This window comes from Streptococcus oralis (genome assembly GCF_003943415.1).
In the GTDB taxonomy this organism is placed as follows: domain Bacteria; phylum Bacillota; class Bacilli; order Lactobacillales; family Streptococcaceae; genus Streptococcus; species Streptococcus oralis_BJ.
The window spans coordinates 282,117-298,792 of sequence record NZ_RJPK01000001.1 but is presented as its reverse complement, the minus strand read 5'-3'; the positions used below and the strand labels follow the sequence as shown (position 1 = coordinate 298,792).

The window sequence follows — 16,676 nt, the reverse complement described above, 5'->3', positions numbered from 1 at the left end:
TACCATAGTTCTCTTATTTTTCCCATTTCTGTTTAATAAAAATCTCTCTCTTTTTATCTTTTAAAATAGAAAAAAGACCTATCATACAAGCACAAAAGCTTGGTATGATAGGCTTTTAAAAGTTTAAATTAACGTACTGTACGGATACGCATTGTGTTTGTACGGACAGCTTCTCCAAGTGGTACACCTGCAACGATAATCATATCATCACCAGATTCTACCAAACCTTGTTCCACTGCAATCTTTTCAGCAAGTTCGAACATATCATCAGTGTTTGATGGACGTTCAGTTGTTACTGGAATAACACCCCAGTTCAACATCAATCCACGCTGAGTCAATTCATCGAAAGTGATTGCCAAAATATCTGCATCTGGGCGGTATTTAGAAATCAAGCGTGCAGTGTGACCAGTCTTAGTAAGGGTAACAATCAACTTGATGTTCATTGAGTTAGTTGCATCCTTAACAGCTGATGCCATAACTTCAGTCTTAGAATTACGTGCCAAGTTAACTGATGACAAACGACCGTATTCTTTCAATAGGGTTTGAGCATTCTTGTCAATTGTTGCCATTGTACGAACAGATTCAAGTGGGTATTTACCGTTTGCAGACTCACCTGAAAGCATAGTCGCGTCAGTACCGTCGATAACAGCGTTAAATACGTCTGATACTTCTGAACGAGTGGCACGTGGTTTTTCAGTCATAGTTTCAAGCATGTTTGTTGCTGTGATAACAACTTTACCAGCTGCGTTAACTTTAGTGATAATCATTTTTTGGTAAACTGGAACCATTTCGAATGGTACTTCGATACCCATGTCACCACGAGCAATCATGATACCATCAGCAGCTTCGATGATTTCATCCAAGTTGTCGATACCTTGTTGGTTTTCGATTTTAGCGAACAATTGAACATGCCCGTTTCCAGTTTCTTCACAGATTGCACGAACTTCATTCACGTCTTTTGCAGTACGTACGAATGAGATCGCGATGAAGTTAATACCTTGCTCAAGACCGAAACGGATATCATCGTTATCACGTTCAGCAAGTGCTGGGAAAGGAATTTTAGTGTTAGGGATGTTTACACCTTTTTGTTTAGCGATAATTCCGTCGTTTTCAACTTCAACTTCAAATTCACGAGTTGCATCGTCTTTAGCAACAACGCGAAGACCAAGTTTACCATCGTCAACCAATACTTGGCGACCAACTTCAACGTCATCATAGATGTCAAGAGCACCAGCAACATTCAAAGCAATCACTTCACGAGTTGATTTGATTCCTTGTTTAGTTGCAACACGGATTTTTTCACCAGTTTTGTATGAGTACTCTTTAGCTTCACCTTCGAACAACTCAGTACGGATTTCAGGTCCTTTAGTATCAAGAAGGAAACCAACTTTTTTACCTGCAAGTTTTTCAGCAAGTTTAACAGTTGCCATACGCTCACCTTGTTCTTGGTGGTCACCGTGTGAGAAGTTGAAGCGGAAAGTGTTTGCTCCTGCTTCAATCAATTTCGCAATATTTTGAGCTGAAGCTTCAACGTCAAGTTTTTCTCCCCAGTATCCGTCATCACCGAATTTTTTACCACCACGGATTTCTACCGCAGGACCCAAAGTTGCAACGATTTTTACACGTTTATTCATGATTTGTGACTCCTTTATATAATTTGACCTTTTATGGTCATTTTACCAGATTAGTTAAAGTTGATTAGGACAAGCTCTTGTTCAAGCTAGCAAGTCCAAGGTCAGCTTTGTGAGGGTTGTTAACAACGATTTTGCCATCTTCAGTCAAGCTAAACAAAGCTCCCTCTTCTGCTGTCCCAAGAATTGGATTTTCAACCATTTTCTCATTACGAATACCAACAGCGACACCACCGATTCCTTGTTTGAGGAGTTTAACAGCATGTGCTCCCAAGCGTGACGCTAATACACGGTCACGAGCGGTTGGTGAACCACCACGTTGGATATGTCCAAGCTCAGTCACACGAAGGTCACTAGTATCTCCTGCTTCCTTGAGTTTCTTACCGAATTCATCGGCAGACATAACCCCCTCGGCCAAAACGATGATGTTGTGTTTTTTACCGCATTCGTAACCAGCTTTGATGCTAGCTACGATATCTTCCATCTTGAAGCCTTCTTCAGGGATAATGATTTCATCAGCACCAGTTGCAATACCTGCCCAAAGTGCGATATCACCAGCGTTACGTCCCATTACTTCTACAACGAAAGTACGACGGTGACTTGATGATGTATCACGAATCTTATCGATGGCATCCATTGCAGTAGTAACTGCAGTATCAAATCCGATTGTGAAGTCAGTACCTACGATATCGTTATCGATTGTACCTGGAAGTCCGATAGCAGGGAATCCATGCTCAGTCAAGCGCATAGCTCCGTGGTAAGAACCATCTCCACCGATAACAACGACACCTTCGATACCGTGTTTTTTCAACTGCTCAATCCCTTTAAGTTGGCCTTCAAGTTGTGCAAACTCAGGGTAACGAGCAGAGTGAAGGAAAGTACCACCACGTGAAATGATGTCTCCTACTGAAGCAGCATCAAGTGGATAAATTTCACCGGCAACCATACCTGCGTACCCATCATAGATACCAAAAACTTCCATTCCTTCTGAGATTGCTTGGCGAACTACTGCACGGATGGCAGCATTCATACCAGGGGCGTCTCCACCACTGGTCAAAACAGCAATACGTTTCATTTGGTTTTGCTCCTTTTTCTTTTAACATTCTTATTGATTATACCACATTTCATTTGAAAATTCTTCTATTTTTCATATTTTTAGCGATAAATCGTTTTCATAGCAATTCCCTCTAATTTTTCCTGTAAAGCAGGGTCTTTTTTTACAAAATGACGGGAGGAAACAATTGTTTTTTCTTCCTCTACATATCTGATAATAACAGGAATAGGGCCTTTATATTGTTCCAAGATATTTGAAATCTCTTTATCGTTGTCGTGATTTTTAACTTGAATCCAGAATCGTTCAGCGACTGCTTCTTTCAAATCTTGTGCAATCATTTGCAGACGACCATCTCGAGATTGAACCTTGCCATTGATATAGTAGAATTTTCCTTCGGATAAAATGGAAGCGAATTTTCGATATTGGTCAGAAAATACAGTTACATCCAGCCTAGACTTACTATCATGAACCTGTAGAAAGGCCATACTCTCGCCTTTCTTAGTTCGAATGACTTTTATTTTTTGCACTTCAACTAGAAGTGTTGCTTGACTCCCCTCAGTGAGAGTAGCAATGGGTGTCGTTGGATAAAGGGCTTGTTTGGCAAGAGTTTGTAGAGGATGGGCACTGATTCCAACTCCAATCAGTTCCTGCTCCTTATAAAATTTTTCTGCCTCTGTAAAATCATCAGCCTCAGTCCAACTATAGTTTGCATCCGCAAAGAGTCCTCCTAACTCCTCAACAAAAACAAACAAATTGGGCAGATTCACTAGGATTTTCTGGCGATTCTTGTCAAATTCATCAAAAAGTCCCAGTTCAACCAAAGGAGTCAAAAGCGATAGTTTCTTGTAATTCTTAGGAAGACGTGTGACGAAATCTTCAATGCTTGTGAAAGGACGATTTTCAATAGTCCAGTAAGACAAATCTCTTGGCATGCCCTTAATGGCTTTTAGACCAAGATAGATTTTCTTCTGAGCAATTTTATCATGATAGGGAATGCTGTTTATTGCTAACGGAGCTACTTCAAAGCCCATCTGCAATGCATCTACAATGTAATCACTGCTAGAATAATTCAACATGACTTGAAAGAAAATAGCAGGATAGTGCGTCTTGAAATAGGCAAGCTGGAAAGCCAGGGCTGAGTAGGCGTAGGCGTGAGATCTATTAAATCCATAGCCTGCAAACTTTTCCATCACTGCAAAAACTTGGTTGGCTTTTTCTTCTGAATGGCCGAGTTTGACTGCGCCAGCGATAAAATCTTCCTTCATCAAATGCATCTCTTTAGCATTTTTCTTACCCATGGCACGTCTGAGAATGTCGGCTTTCCCAAGACTGAATCCTCCAAAGCGCTGGGCTACCTGCATGACTTGCTCTTGATAGAGCATGATACCGTAGGTTGAAGACAGGATGTCCTCCAAGGCAGGATCTAGTACCGTCACCTTTTCTTTGCCATGCTTGCGAGCTACAAAATTATCGATATAATCACTTGCACCTGGTCTGTTAAGGGATGTCGTTGCTACCACTTCTTCGAAGACTTGTGGCTTGACTCGTTTTAAGAGTCGAATGGCTCCTGGTTGTTCAAATTGGAAAATACCTTTCGTATTTCCAGCCGCAAAGAGGGCTAAAGTTTCACTGTCTTCCAGATCAATCTCTTCGATTTTGAGATGGACACCCTCTGAATCCGCAAGTAATTCCTGCATTTTTTGAACAAAGGTCAGGTTTCGCAAACCGAGGAAATCCATTTTTAGAAGTCCATTGGCTTCAACACCATGAGCATCATACTGAGTGATGAGCATATCCTCGCCGTATTTGAGCGGGATATAGTTTGTCAGATCTTGGTCACTCATAACGACTCCGGCAGCATGGATAGAGGTTTGACGAGGATACCCTTCAATCTTTCGAGCAATCTCAAAAGCTTTTTGGTATTCAATCTTACTATTGATAACCTGTCTAAATTGCAAATTCTTTTCATAGGCCGTCGTTAGTGTGTCCCGAAAACTGATTTTTTTCGTAATATTAGTTAATTCATACTCAGGGACACCATAACGTTTGAAAACATCACGAATTGCCTGTTTTGCTCCAAAGGTCGAATAAGTGACAATCTGTGCCACATGTTGACTACCATAGCGATCACGAACATAGCGAATGAACTCTGGTCTATAAAGGTCTGGAATGTCGATATCGATATCGGGCATGGTGTAACGCTCACGATTTAAAAAGCGCTCGAAAATCAGGTTCTTCTCAACCGGATCAATCCCTGTGATGTCAAGTGAGTAGGCGACCAAACTACCCACTGCAGACCCACGCCCCATTCCCATATAGTAACCTTGGGATCGTCCAAAACGCAACAAATCCCAAACAACTAGGAAATAGTCATCAAAGCCCATATCATGAATAACAGCCAACTCTTCATTCAGTCGATTTTGATAGAGAACTGAGGTTAACCCCTTGGCTATCAAGCCTTGTTTAGCCCTCTCTCTAAGTTCTTCTACTGCAAGCCTTTCAGGGTTAAAGCGAGGGAGTTTTAAACTTGGATCAAGTTGGTAGCTAACATTCTCTATCAAATCTTGAAGATTGGCAAGTGCCTGAGGAAAGCGATTTTTAAACCGTGCTTCCAAGTCTGAGGCAGGTAAAAAAATCCCTTGTTGTGAATGCAAATCTACTTCTCTTAGGCTGACATTGTCCTTGACTGCTGACAAGATTTGTAAAACCTGTAGGTCTTCTTTGTCAAAAGAGTTAACTTGGTAGAGTGGAAGAATGGGTCTGGTAAAGACTTCTTGAGGAGCATCTGGACTGACACCGATAAAATAATCATGCCCCAAATCCAGCTGTTCGACCCCATTAAAATAGGGAACAATAATGGCTACATCTTCAAGGTGGGGGGTGAAGTCAGACCAATTTTTCCGTCCAGTCATTTTTAAAGTGGATAACTTCATCAACTCTTGATACCCTTTAGTGGATAGAGCTAGAAAACGGAAAGAAATATTCTCCTCATCTTTGATCAAGGACATTTCAAGACCAATTAAAGGTTGGATTCCATATTTTCGAGTCACTTCTAAAAAATGATAAGCCCCATAGAGATTATCCACATCCATGATTGCAAGGTGAGAATAGCCATACACTTTAGCTGTTTGTACATATTTTTCAATCGAAACCACACTTTCCATAAAACTGTAAACAGTCTTGGTGTCGAGCTGCGCAATCATTTCTTCTCCCCCTTGCTTTATATATAGCACTATTATACCATTTTAAAAACTAGAATGAAAAGGTATAAGACCATTCCTTTTAAAGTGACTTCATCACAGGTCAACAATATCTTTTTTACCTTATTTTTGATATACTAAATTTAGAATATTTTCAAAGGAGAGTGCCATGCGTTTTAATCAATTCAGCTACTTGCCTGTTTCTCATTCGCAAGTTTTGGACGAGTTATCCCAACTTGGTTTGAAGCTGGTACCAGAGCAAGCATCAAAAAAACAACTTGAACAATTTGTCCGCTGGAGTTTTTTCACTTATACCAATACCGATTATGCTCTATCCACCCTAGCTGCAGATAGAGAAACGGATCTACTAAGCTTCTTTCAGTCTGATAAAGAGTTGACAGCTGATATTTTCTATACCGTAGTTTTTCAACTTTTAGGCTTCAGCTATCTTATTGACTTTGAGGATGCTGAGCAATTTCGTAAGGAGACTGGATTTCCTATTATTTATGGGGATCTCATTGAAAATCTTTACCAATTGCTAAATACGCGAACTAAAAAGGGAAATACGCTCATCGACCAGCTTGTTAGTGATGGACTCATTTCAGAAGATAATCACTACCACTACTTTAACGGTAAAAGCTTGGCAACCTTCTCTACTCATGATGTCATTCGTGAAGTCGTGTATGTCGAGAGTCGTGTGGATACTGATAAAGACGGACTCCCTGATTTAGTCAAGGTCAGCATTATTCGTCCACGTTATGATGGACAAGTCCCTGCTCTTATGACTGCCAGTCCTTATCACCAAGGCACCAATGATAAAGCCAGCGACAAGGCTCTCTACAAAATGGAAGGAGAGCTTGAGGTCAAACCTGCCCACACCATTAAACTTGAGGAACCTAAGCTGAATGTAGTCGAACCTCATGGTCAAGCAGAAGTCGTCTCAGAAGCTGAAGAAAAGCTATCTCATATCAATAGTTCATACACTCTCAACGATTACTTCCTCCCCCGAGGATTTGTCAATCTCTATGTATCGGGTGTTGGTACCAAAGATTCTCAAGGACTTATGACCAATGGGGACTACCAGCAGATTGAAGCATATAAAAATGTCATTGATTGGCTCAATGGTCGTTGTCGTGCTTTCACGGACCACACGCGCAAGCGCCAAGTTAAGGCTGACTGGTCAAACGGAAAAGTCGCAACAACAGGAATTTCCTATCTAGGTACCATGTCCAATGGTCTCGCGACCACAGGTGTTGATGGCTTAGAAGTGATTATCGCTGAAGCAGGTATTTCCTCTTGGTATAACTACTATCGTGAAAATGGTCTGGTAACCAGCCCTGGTGGTTATCCAGGTGAGGATTTTGACTCACTTGCTGAGCTTACCTACTCCCGCAATCTCCTAGCTGGTGACTATATTCGTGCTAATGAAGCTCATCAAGCGGACTTAGAAAAAGTAAAAGAGCAACTGGATCGCAAGACTGGTGACTACAATCAATTTTGGCATGACCGCAACTATCTACTCAATGCTCACAAGGTTCAAGCTGAGGTCGTCTTTACGCATGGTTCTCAGGATTGGAATGTCAAACCTCTTCATGTTTACCAGATGTTTCATGCTCTTCCAACTAATATCAATAAGCACCTATTTTTCCATCATGGGGCTCATGTTTATATGAATAACTGGCAGTCAATTGACTTCCGCGAATCCATGAATGCCCTCTTAAGCAAGAAATTGTTAGGACTTGACTCAAGCTATCAACTTCCTACTGTCATCTGGCAAGATAATACTGAACCTCAGACGTGGCAGTGCCTTGATGACTTTGGCAAAGAAGATAAATTGCATACTTTCTCACTTGGAACTGAGGAAAAAGTGATTCAAAACCAGTATGATCCAAAAGATTTTGAACGTTATGGCAAGACTTACCAGACTTTCAACACAGAACTTTACCAAGGAAAAGCTAATCAGATCACCATTGACCTTCCAGTAAGTCAAGACATTCACTTAAATGGGCGAGTGGAGCTGAAACTTCGTGTCAAATCAAGTACAAACAAGGGCTTATTATCTGCTCAACTGTTAGAACTTGGACAAAAGAAATATCTGCAGCCTTATCCAGCTGTTTTAAGTGCTAGAACCATTGATAATGGCCGTTACCACATGTTAGAAAATCTCTGCGAACTACCATTCAACCCAAGTGACCAACGTGTCATCACCAAAGGCTACCTTAATTTACAAAATAGAAATGACTTACTGTTAGTAGAGGATATTACTACAGATGAATGGATGGATGTGCAATTAGAACTGCAACCAACTATTTACAAGTTAAAAGAAGGAGATACTCTCCGTTTAGTCCTCTATACAACAGACTTTGAAATCACTGTCCGTGATAATACAGACTATCACTTAACAGTCGATCTCACACAATCCTCCATCACCATCCCCTCATAAAAGGAGTCAGCCTCATATGAATAAATCCGAACATAGACACCAACTCATCCGTGCACTTGTAGCTAAAAATAAGATTCATACACAGGCAGAGTTGCAAGCTTTACTAGCTGAAAACGACATCCAAGTCACACAGGCTACTCTCTCACGCGATATCAAGACTATGAACCTTTCAAAGGTTCGCGAAGCAGAACATTCTTACTATGTTTTAAATACTGGTTCCATCTCCAAATGGGAAAAACGCTTGGAAAACTATATGGAAGATGGCTTAGTCATGCTACGTCCTGTCCAGCATCAGGTTGTCCTCAAAACCTTGCCAGGCCTTGCCCAATCGTTTGGAGCTGTTCTCGATGCTCTCAATTTTAAACAAATCATTGCCACAGTATGTGGTGATGACGTCTGCCTTCTTATCTGTGAAAATGCTGAAGAAGCACAGACTTGCTTTGAAATTCTTAAAAAATTTGCGCCACCATTTTTCTTCAATGACTAAAAAATTCCCCGTGATGAATACAATCACGGGGTTCTGTTTTATCAATGTCGATAGGCTATTTTTCTTCTTTATCAGCCTTCTCATTGCTTTTTTTTTCTCGTGCTAATCTAAGAGCACGTTTGGGATTGAGACGATTAAACAATTCTTCTAGTTTCTTTTCATTCCATACATCTGCTGCAGAAACAAAATTTCCATCTGCATCTCGGAATGATATCGGTTTATCTCCCATATCAATCTCCTAGTCTACAAATTCAAATTCAAATTTACCAATTCGGACCAAATCGCCATCTTTGGCTCCACGCGCACGAAGGGCTTCGTCAACCCCCATACCACGAAGCTGGCGGGCAAATTTCATAACTGATTCGTCACGGTCAAAGTTGGTCATGTTAAAGAGTTTCATGAGTTTTTCACCAGAAAGTACCCATGTAGCATCATCATCGCGACTAATTTCAAAGGCTTTTTCTTCCTCATCAAAGCCATAGTAAGCTTCTTCTTCCATATCAGACTCGTCATAGAGCAAGAACTCTGGAGTCTTATCCAACAATTCAGCTGTCGCATCCAAAAGAGTAGCCAAACCTTGCTTGGTTAATCCAGAAATAGGGAAGATAGCTGGAAGTTCCTCGAACTCGTCGTAGTTTGCTGCCAATTTCTTCTTGAAAGTTTTAAGATTTTCCTGACTTTCAGGCATATCCATCTTGTTGGCTACGATGATCTGCGGACGCTCCATAAGACGAAGGTTGTATGATTCCAACTCTTTATTGATAGCAAGATAATCTTCGTAAGGATCACGACCTTCGCTAGCAGACATATCAATGATATGCAGAATCACGCGTGTACGCTCAATATGCCGAAGGAACTGAGTTCCCAAGCCGACTCCCTGACTAGCCCCTTCAATCAAACCTGGAAGATCTGCTACTGCAAAAGATTCGCCTGACTGCGTACGAACCATGCCCAAATTAGGGACAATCGTTGTAAAATGATAAGCACCGATTTTGGGTTTAGCTGAAGTGATGACACTAAGCAAAGTTGACTTTCCGACAGAGGGGAAACCGACCAAACCGACATCCGCCAAGATCTTTAATTCCAGTTGCAACTCACGTTCTTGACCTGGTTCTCCATTCTCAGAGATTTCAGGTGCAGGATTTTTTGGAGTCGCAAAACGAATATTTCCTCGGCCACCTCGACCACCATGAGCTACGATAAATTCTTGACCGTGCTCAATCAAGTCTGTAATGACTTTTCCTGTCTCTGCATCACGTACAGTCGTTCCCTGTGGAACGCGAACACGAAGGTCTTCTGCACCACGTCCGTGCATTCCTTTGGTCATTCCTTTTTCACCAGAATCAGCCTTGAAATGACGATTATAGCGGAAATCCATCAGGGTACGTAAGCCTTCGTCCACAACGAAAACAACGTTACCACCACGTCCGCCATCACCACCCCAAGGACCGCCATTAGGGACATATTTTTCACGGCGAAAGGCAACCATACCATCGCCACCATTACCAGCCTTGACTTTGATCTTGGCTGTATCTAAAAACATACTCATATTTTCTTCTCGCTTTAAAAAGGCTGGGAAATCCCAGTCATTAGTTATTGTTTCTATCCTAGCAACTTGCTTAGAATCTGCTAAAAGCTCCAAGCGCTGTCGCAAAGATGCCAGCAAGGGTTACAAACAACATAATTAGCACGACAAAAAGCGTTACTTTTTCAAACATTGTTTTTTTACGTTTTCCATTATCTCCAAAAGCCATCTGGACTCCTTTTTATTTCTCTTTGTTCTATTCTGATTCTCTTTTAATATTCGCTAGAAACAGGCGCAATTGCCCACAAAATCAAGTAAGCAAGTATCCCTGCCCCATAACAAAAGGCAAGAACGCCCCAAATCACACGGACAATGGTAGGGTCAATATCAAAATAGTGGGCTACACCTGCGCAAACGCCTCCAATTTTTTGATCTCTACCACTTCTCATAAATTTTTTTGCCATATTTTATTCTCCTATATTTTTACTAATCTCTCCAGTAATCCCGGATGCTAGACAATTGCTCTTTAGAAGCCTTTAATATTCGTTTGGACTCTTTAACTGGAGCTGAAACAGCCTGCTGAGGTAAGTACAAAATAGTTTTTAAGAATCGCTGTGTCATGGGTTCGTCGCCACGTAGTTCCTGCTCAAATTTATTTGAAATCATCGCATCGAGATAAAACTCATGAACTCGCTTCCCAAAATTCTCAGCCGAAATCTCGTACAACTTGTCAGCCAACTTCTGCTCATTCATATCTGGAGTGGCGATCAAGGCCTCCAAGATTGCACCTGCAAGATCGTGCTCTCCATAGTAGAGGGTTCCAAACATTTTGTCACTGATCAGATTATCCAGATAAGGATTGCCATGAGCGATAACAGGCGTTCCACTGGCTAGACTCTCTAGATAAGTCAAGCCTTGGGTTTCACTAGTGGATGCAGAGATAAAGAAATCAGCCGCTTTATAGTATAAGGCTGTCTCACTTGGAGCAATCATACCAGTAAAAATCACATGATCTTGGATCTGCAATTTCACTGCTTGTTCCTTCAGACTGTCCAGATAAGGACCATCACCTGCAACAACAAGTTTCACCTTGTCTTCTTCTTTCAATACCTCAACAAAGGCATCTAGGACTGCTTGGATATTCTTCTCATAGGAGATACGAGAAAGACTCAGTAACATTTTCTCGCCTTCCTGAATACCTAACTTCGAACGAAGTTCTTGCAAGTTTTCCTTTTTGATCTCAGGTCGTTCAAACTTAGCCAGCTCAATTCCAGTTGGGATGACACGCTTTTCAACCTTGACTTTGTATTTAGATAAAAGGTCACGAACAATCTCACTAGGGCAAATCACGCCATCTACATCATGAAGGAAGCCACGCACCAAATATTTTACCATACTTGGCCGAATCAGCATGCCCTTAGCAATGTAATGCACATAGTCTTCATACTGGGTATGGTAGGTATGAATAACTGGAATTTTTAATTCTCTCGCAATCCAAATCCCTAACAAACCGAGTGAAAATTCTGTTTGGGTATGAATGATATCGAGTTGATACTGCTTGGCAATTTCAAGTGCCTTTGTAAAACCTCGGTAGGCAAATCGTCGATCCTTAAACGCAAAGAAAGGGACACTCGGAATGCGAATAATTTGCCAATCCTCGTATCGGTTCACATCTTTATCTGTTGTTGTAAAGATAAAAACTGCATGTCCTTGCTTTTCAAGCTCTGTCTTCAAGGTTCGAATACTGGTCGCAACCCCAGAAACCTGAGGAAAATAGGTGTCAGTAAATAAACCAATTCGCATAGATTACCTCACTTTTTGCCTAGAGCCGCCTGCTCCCGATAGAACTTCAACCAGATTTCCAATAAATGCTCCTCGGAATACTCTTTAGAAATCTCTCTAGCTTTTTCTTTCAAGTCTTTCAACTTTTCAGGATGATCTTTGTATTCGAGAATGGCTTCTCTCATCTCTGAAACATCACTTGTAGCACGATAATTCCCTTCAAGGATGACCTTGTATAGATCTAAATCCCTCAACATAATCGGTGCTTCACAACTAGCTGCCTCTAGGATAGTCATCGGGAATAATTCGTTGTAACTTGGTAGCAAGAACAGATCCGCCAAAGCGTAGAGCTCCCGCATTCGCTCTGGAGGAACAATACCTGGGAAAATTAGATTTTTAGGTGGATTCTCCATGATTTTTTTATAGCGTTCATAACCATCTGTCATCCCGCCAAATGAAAAACCACCAGCCCAGATAAAAGTAATTTCTGGCAATTCCTCCGCAAGGCGGATAAAGTCATCAATTCCTTTACGTTTCTGAACCTGACCTGCACCGACTACGACAAACTGATCTTCCGCTAGATTCATTTCTTTACGGAGTTGAGCAACTTGTTCAGCTGGCAGTGGATGCCATTTTTCTTTATTTACAAAGTTTGGAATATAAGTCACTTTTTCACGTGGAATACCAGCTGCCACCAAATCCTCGATAAACATGGGATTGACCACTACCAAGTGTTCCATTCGGTTGTAAAAAGAAAATACATAGCGTTTGATAATTCCCTTTAAGAAAAATGGAATTTTCAAACTCCCCTCAAGCGTATCAGGCAAGAAATGCACATAGCCAATTTTTCTCCCAGATCGCTTCTTTTGGAATGTAGATAAATAATAGGGGAAATCAATGGTGTGAAAGTGGGTTACATCTGCCTCTACAGGAAGATTCTCTGTAACAATCAACTGGTCTTTGGCATCTCGATGTAGAAGGCGTACCAACTCACGGTAGGCACCTGATACTCCCTGACCAGCCACTTTTTCACTTGAACTTAGCATATTGACACGCAATTTTTCGTTTTCCATACCATTCATTATACCATTTTATTTCCAGAAAATCAGCAAAAGAAAGAAGAGACCAGAGGAAAAAGAAGGGAATTTCCTCATTTTCCAATCGTCTCTCGCATTTTTCTTAGTCTTTATTTAATTCCTAGGGCGATACGTGCATATCGGCTCATTTTTTCAACCGTCCAAGCTGGATACCAGACCAATTTAACTTCGGTATTGGTTACCTCAGGCACCTCTGTCATCGCATCGTGTATCTGGTCTGTTAAGAGGTCAGCCAGTGGGCAGCCCATAGTTGTTAAGGTCATATCAATTTCAGTGTGACCAGTTTCACCATCAAAACGAATTTCATAAATCAAACCTAGGTTGACAATATCAATCCCCAACTCAGGGTCAATTACTTCTTCCAAGGCATTTAAAATACGTGTTTTAATTGTTTCAATTTGCTCTTCTGTATAAGCCATGTTATTCCTCACTCTTAGTCTTCAATAAAATCACGAAGGGGTTTACTGCGACTTGGTTGACGTAGTTTTCTCAAAGCCTTAGCCTCAATCTGACGAATACGTTCACGAGTCACGTTAAAGACTTTACCAACATCTTCAAGAGTACGCATTTTCCCATCGTCCAAACCGAAACGCAAGCGCAAGACATTTTCTTCACGGTCTGTAAGAGTATCCAAGACTTCATCCAACTGCTCACGCAAAACGATACGAGTTGTGTAGTCTACTGGATTTTCAATCACTTCGTCTTCGATAAAGTCCCCAAGATGACTATCGTCCTCTTCACCAATCGGTGTTTCAAGCGATACTGGCTCTTGGGCGATTTTCAAGATTTCGCGTACCTTGTCAGGTGTCATATCCATACGCTCAGCGATTTGTTCAGGTGTTGGATCTTGTCCCAATTCTTGAAGAAGATTACGCTGTTCACGAACCAATTTATTGATAGTTTCAACCATGTGAACAGGGATACGGATGGTACGAGCTTGATCAGCGATGGCACGAGTGATCGCCTGACGAATCCACCAAGTTGCGTAAGTTGAAAACTTAAAACCTTTTGAATAGTCAAACTTGTCAACAGCCTTCATCAAGCCCATGTTTCCTTCTTGGATCAAGTCAAGAAACTGCATGCCACGCCCTACATAGCGCTTAGCGATAGAAACCACCAAACGAAGGTTGGCTTCGGCAAGACGTTGTTTGGCTTCGATATCACCTGCCTCAACTGCTAAGGCCAATTCTTTTTCCTCTTCGTTGGTCAAGAGAGGAACAACCCCGATTTCCTTCAAATACATACGGACAGGGTCATTAACCTTGGCAGAAGTTGAGCCAATCAAGTCCTCATCACTGAGTTCTGGTTCTTCTTCTGTACTAAGAACACGCGCACTTGGATTTCCTTCGTTGTCTGTGATAGAAATTCCAGCATCTTGAATCCGTTGCAAAAGGTCTTCAATGCCGTCTGCATCTAGGGTAAAAGGAATAACCAGACTTGAATTGATTTCGTCGTCTGTTGCTGTTCCTGTTTTTTTGTGGTTACGGATAAAGTCTGCTACTTGCACATCAAATGTAGTTACTTCTTTTTGTTTTGTTGCCATTATTACTCCATTCTTCTCTTTTGGGAAATCAATCGTTGCAATTCTTCCAAGGCTGTGTCTGTATCTCCTACATGACTAGCTTCCTGCACTTTCTTTTTAATTCTTAAATTGTCCTTGCTGAGGAGGGAACGGTTTCGAGTCGCTTCGACTTCCGCTAGCTCTTGAGGCGACATCTCAGCTGGCAAATCCAGACTAAGCACGTGGTACCAAGCATTTTCAACCTCAGGTGTCTGATGAGAAAGCTCCTCTGAGCCGATTTCTCCCTCTACACTTAATAATTCGTAAAGAATCTGAAATTCTGGGGTATCAAAGAAAAAATCTTCTCTTAATCGATAGTCATTCAAAACAAGTGGATTCTCAGCCATTCTATAAAGGAGATGAGCCTCTGCTCTCATGACTGCTGTTAGTTGCCGCGTCACAGGTAAACTAATCGCTACTGGTGTAGGTTGCTCCTTGACCCTCTCCTGCCTTTGAACAATGCGACTTTCATTTACAATCTGTTCTACCTGCTGGTAATCAAAGGAAGGTAGGTTATCCGCCAGAATGTGGATGTAAGAATTCTGGGCAGTGATCGACTTTTCTTTGGCAATTAAGGGCGCAATCTTTTCAATGAACTCGATTTGCGCTTGTAAGTTATCACTATTTTCAGGTTTGAGTTGGTGAATATAGAACTCTATGGGACTGATACGTGTCTTGGTTAAGAGGTAGGCCAGATCTTCAGGAGAATTCTTTTGTAAATACTCATCTGGGTCCATGGCATCAGGTACTCGGACAACTTCCACTGAGAAATCTTTTAATTCTTCCAGAGCTTTGGCTGTCGCTGCCTGTCCTGCCTTGTCACCATCATAGCTGAGAACAATTTTTTTGGTAAAGCGTTTAAGGTGGTCAACATGCTCCTTGCTTAAGGCTGTCCCCATGGAAGCCACAGCATTTTCTATACCAGCACGGTAGGCTGCGATCACATCCATGAAGCCTTCCATCAGATAGAGCTCTGTAATCTTACCTGTTCCCTTTTTTGCCTTGTCCAAATGATACAATTCGTAACTCTTGTTAAAAATTGCAGTCGAGCGACTATTTTTATATTTGGCAGTCTGACTGTCAGTTTCTTGCCAGATACGACCTGAAAATGCAATAACCTGTCCCTTGTCATTGGTCAAAGGAAAGATGATCCGTCCAAAAAAAGTATCATAAAATTGATTACCATCTGACAGATAAAACAAGCCCGAATCCAATAAATCCTTTTCCTCAAACTTGTCAGCCAAACGTTGATAGAGATAAGTTCTCTCTGCTGGAGCCAATCCAATCTGGAAGTGCTTCAGAACATCATCTGTCAATCCACGTTTGTAGAGATAAGCCCTTGCTTCTTCTCCCATCTTGGTCGTCATGAGGATTGCATGGTAAAAACGAGCAGCTTCTTCATGCATATCATATAGAGCTTGATGAGGGGAAGCCTGATGAGGACGAGACTGTACGGGCATAGCCAGTTGAATACCGACGCGCTCACCTAAGAGCTGAACGGCTTCCATAAAGGACACACCTTGATATTCTTCAATGAACTTAAAGACATCTCCTGAGCGCCCACAGCCAAAACAGTGATAAAACTGCTTGTCTTCCACAACATTGAAAGAGGGGGTCTTTTCACCATGAAAAGGACAGAGCCCTAAATAGTTCCGTCCAGCCTTTTGTAAAGAAATCACATCACCTATGACTTCCACAATGTTGGCATTGTTTTTGATTTCTTCAATGACTTGCTTGTCAACCATACACAATACCTCCATCTTATCATAGTTTCACGTAAACTAGTATAGCTTATTTCTGAAAAAAAGTAAACCATTTCATACGCTTTCCGTAATTCTCTTTGCCTTATTCTTCTATATAGAAAGAGGAGATAAAAAACTCAGAAACACTTCCATG

The 16,676-nt window shown here is 41.4% G+C and carries 14 protein-coding genes; 2 read left to right on the top strand and 12 right to left on the bottom strand.

Annotated features, from left to right (window positions below):
• Window positions 1-128: 128 nt before the first annotated feature.
• The 3 genes from pyk to D8801_RS01415 all read right to left on the bottom strand — a co-directional run bounded on the left by pyk (window position 129) and on the right by D8801_RS01415 (window position 5,888).
• Window positions 129-1,634: a pyruvate kinase gene (pyk, locus tag D8801_RS01425; RefSeq protein ID WP_125847311.1), complete on the bottom strand. Its 1,506-nt coding sequence runs from the start codon at window positions 1,632-1,634 to the stop codon at window positions 129-131.
• Window positions 1,635-1,698: 64 nt separating this feature from the next.
• A complete protein-coding gene (gene pfkA, locus D8801_RS01420; RefSeq protein ID WP_125847309.1) occupies window positions 1,699-2,706 on the bottom strand; it encodes a 6-phosphofructokinase in 1,008 nt (335 codons plus the stop codon).
• Window positions 2,707-2,786: 80 nt separating this feature from the next.
• Window positions 2,787-5,888, bottom strand: a complete 3,102-nt coding sequence (locus D8801_RS01415) for a DNA polymerase III subunit alpha (protein WP_125847307.1) — start codon at window positions 5,886-5,888, stop codon at window positions 2,787-2,789.
• A gap of 166 nt (window positions 5,889-6,054) precedes the next feature.
• On the opposite strand from D8801_RS01415, the gene D8801_RS01410 reads away from it, so the two are divergent.
• Together D8801_RS01410 and D8801_RS01405 are read left to right on the top strand one after the other, a co-directional pair.
• Window positions 6,055-8,328 (top strand): Xaa-Pro dipeptidyl-peptidase, encoded by a 2,274-nt coding sequence (locus tag D8801_RS01410; protein WP_125847305.1) that lies wholly within the window; start codon window positions 6,055-6,057, stop codon window positions 8,326-8,328.
• Window positions 8,329-8,344: 16 nt separating this feature from the next.
• Window positions 8,345-8,815, top strand: a complete 471-nt coding sequence (locus D8801_RS01405) for an arginine repressor (RefSeq protein WP_001043007.1) — start codon at window positions 8,345-8,347, stop codon at window positions 8,813-8,815.
• Window positions 8,816-8,870: 55 nt separating this feature from the next.
• On the opposite strand, the gene D8801_RS01400 is transcribed toward D8801_RS01405, so the two are convergent.
• The 9 genes from D8801_RS01400 to dnaG all read right to left on the bottom strand — a co-directional run bounded on the left by D8801_RS01400 (window position 8,871) and on the right by dnaG (window position 16,525).
• Complete coding sequence (locus D8801_RS01400; protein ID WP_125847303.1) at window positions 8,871-9,044, bottom strand: hypothetical protein; 174 nt, start codon at window positions 9,042-9,044, stop codon at window positions 8,871-8,873.
• 9 nt (window positions 9,045-9,053) lie between these two features.
• Window positions 9,054-10,364, bottom strand: a complete 1,311-nt coding sequence (gene obgE, locus D8801_RS01395) for a GTPase ObgE (protein ID WP_125847301.1) — start codon at window positions 10,362-10,364, stop codon at window positions 9,054-9,056.
• Between the two features lie 70 nt (window positions 10,365-10,434).
• Window positions 10,435-10,569: a DUF4044 domain-containing protein gene (locus D8801_RS01390; protein WP_000863854.1), complete on the bottom strand. Its 135-nt coding sequence runs from the start codon at window positions 10,567-10,569 to the stop codon at window positions 10,435-10,437.
• Window positions 10,570-10,612: 43 nt separating this feature from the next.
• On the bottom strand, window positions 10,613-10,804 hold the full coding sequence (locus D8801_RS01385) for a PspC domain-containing protein (RefSeq protein WP_185755603.1): 192 nt from the start codon (window positions 10,802-10,804) through the stop codon (window positions 10,613-10,615).
• A gap of 22 nt (window positions 10,805-10,826) precedes the next feature.
• Window positions 10,827-12,143, bottom strand: a complete 1,317-nt coding sequence (locus D8801_RS01380; RefSeq protein ID WP_061416721.1) for a glycosyltransferase family 4 protein — start codon at window positions 12,141-12,143, stop codon at window positions 10,827-10,829.
• Between the two features lie 8 nt (window positions 12,144-12,151).
• A complete protein-coding gene (locus D8801_RS01375; protein ID WP_185758479.1) occupies window positions 12,152-13,195 on the bottom strand; it encodes a glycosyltransferase family 4 protein in 1,044 nt (347 codons plus the stop codon).
• Between the two features lie 113 nt (window positions 13,196-13,308).
• Window positions 13,309-13,638: a metal-sulfur cluster assembly factor gene (locus tag D8801_RS01370; RefSeq protein WP_000331932.1), complete on the bottom strand. Its 330-nt coding sequence runs from the start codon at window positions 13,636-13,638 to the stop codon at window positions 13,309-13,311.
• A 14-nt stretch (window positions 13,639-13,652) separates the two neighbouring features.
• Window positions 13,653-14,762 carry an RNA polymerase sigma factor RpoD gene (gene rpoD / locus D8801_RS01365; protein WP_000201893.1) on the bottom strand — a complete coding sequence of 370 codons (1,110 nt, stop codon included), beginning with the start codon at window positions 14,760-14,762 and terminating at the stop codon, window positions 13,653-13,655.
• Window positions 14,763-14,764: 2 nt separating this feature from the next.
• Window positions 14,765-16,525, bottom strand: a complete 1,761-nt coding sequence (gene dnaG / locus D8801_RS01360) for a DNA primase (RefSeq protein WP_125847299.1) — start codon at window positions 16,523-16,525, stop codon at window positions 14,765-14,767.
• Window positions 16,526-16,676 lie beyond the last annotated feature (151 nt).

What these genes read in the sequence shown, in the direction of transcription:
- rpoD (WP_000201893.1), bottom strand. Translation starts at nt 14,762, where the DNA reads ATGGCAACAAAACAAAAAGAAGTAACTACATTTGATGTGCAAGTAGCA.
- D8801_RS01415 (WP_125847307.1), bottom strand. Translation starts at nt 5,888, where the DNA reads ATGATTGCGCAGCTCGACACCAAGACTGTTTACAGTTTTATGGAAAGT.
- obgE (WP_125847301.1), bottom strand. Translation starts at nt 10,364, where the DNA reads ATGAGTATGTTTTTAGATACAGCCAAGATCAAAGTCAAGGCTGGTAAT.
- D8801_RS01375 (WP_185758479.1), bottom strand. Translation starts at nt 13,195, where the DNA reads ATGGAAAACGAAAAATTGCGTGTCAATATGCTAAGTTCAAGTGAAAAA.
- D8801_RS01410 (WP_125847305.1), top strand. Translation starts at nt 6,055, where the DNA reads ATGCGTTTTAATCAATTCAGCTACTTGCCTGTTTCTCATTCGCAAGTT.
- D8801_RS01405 (WP_001043007.1), top strand. Translation starts at nt 8,345, where the DNA reads ATGAATAAATCCGAACATAGACACCAACTCATCCGTGCACTTGTAGCT.
- pyk (WP_125847311.1), bottom strand. Translation starts at nt 1,634, where the DNA reads ATGAATAAACGTGTAAAAATCGTTGCAACTTTGGGTCCTGCGGTAGAA.
- D8801_RS01390 (WP_000863854.1), bottom strand. Translation starts at nt 10,569, where the DNA reads ATGGCTTTTGGAGATAATGGAAAACGTAAAAAAACAATGTTTGAAAAA.
- D8801_RS01385 (WP_185755603.1), bottom strand. Translation starts at nt 10,804, where the DNA reads ATGGCAAAAAAATTTATGAGAAGTGGTAGAGATCAAAAAATTGGAGGC.
- D8801_RS01380 (WP_061416721.1), bottom strand. Translation starts at nt 12,143, where the DNA reads ATGCGAATTGGTTTATTTACTGACACCTATTTTCCTCAGGTTTCTGGG.
- dnaG (WP_125847299.1), bottom strand. Translation starts at nt 16,525, where the DNA reads ATGGTTGACAAGCAAGTCATTGAAGAAATCAAAAACAATGCCAACATT.
- D8801_RS01370 (WP_000331932.1), bottom strand. Translation starts at nt 13,638, where the DNA reads ATGGCTTATACAGAAGAGCAAATTGAAACAATTAAAACACGTATTTTA.
- pfkA (WP_125847309.1), bottom strand. Translation starts at nt 2,706, where the DNA reads ATGAAACGTATTGCTGTTTTGACCAGTGGTGGAGACGCCCCTGGTATG.
- D8801_RS01400 (WP_125847303.1), bottom strand. Translation starts at nt 9,044, where the DNA reads ATGGGAGATAAACCGATATCATTCCGAGATGCAGATGGAAATTTTGTT.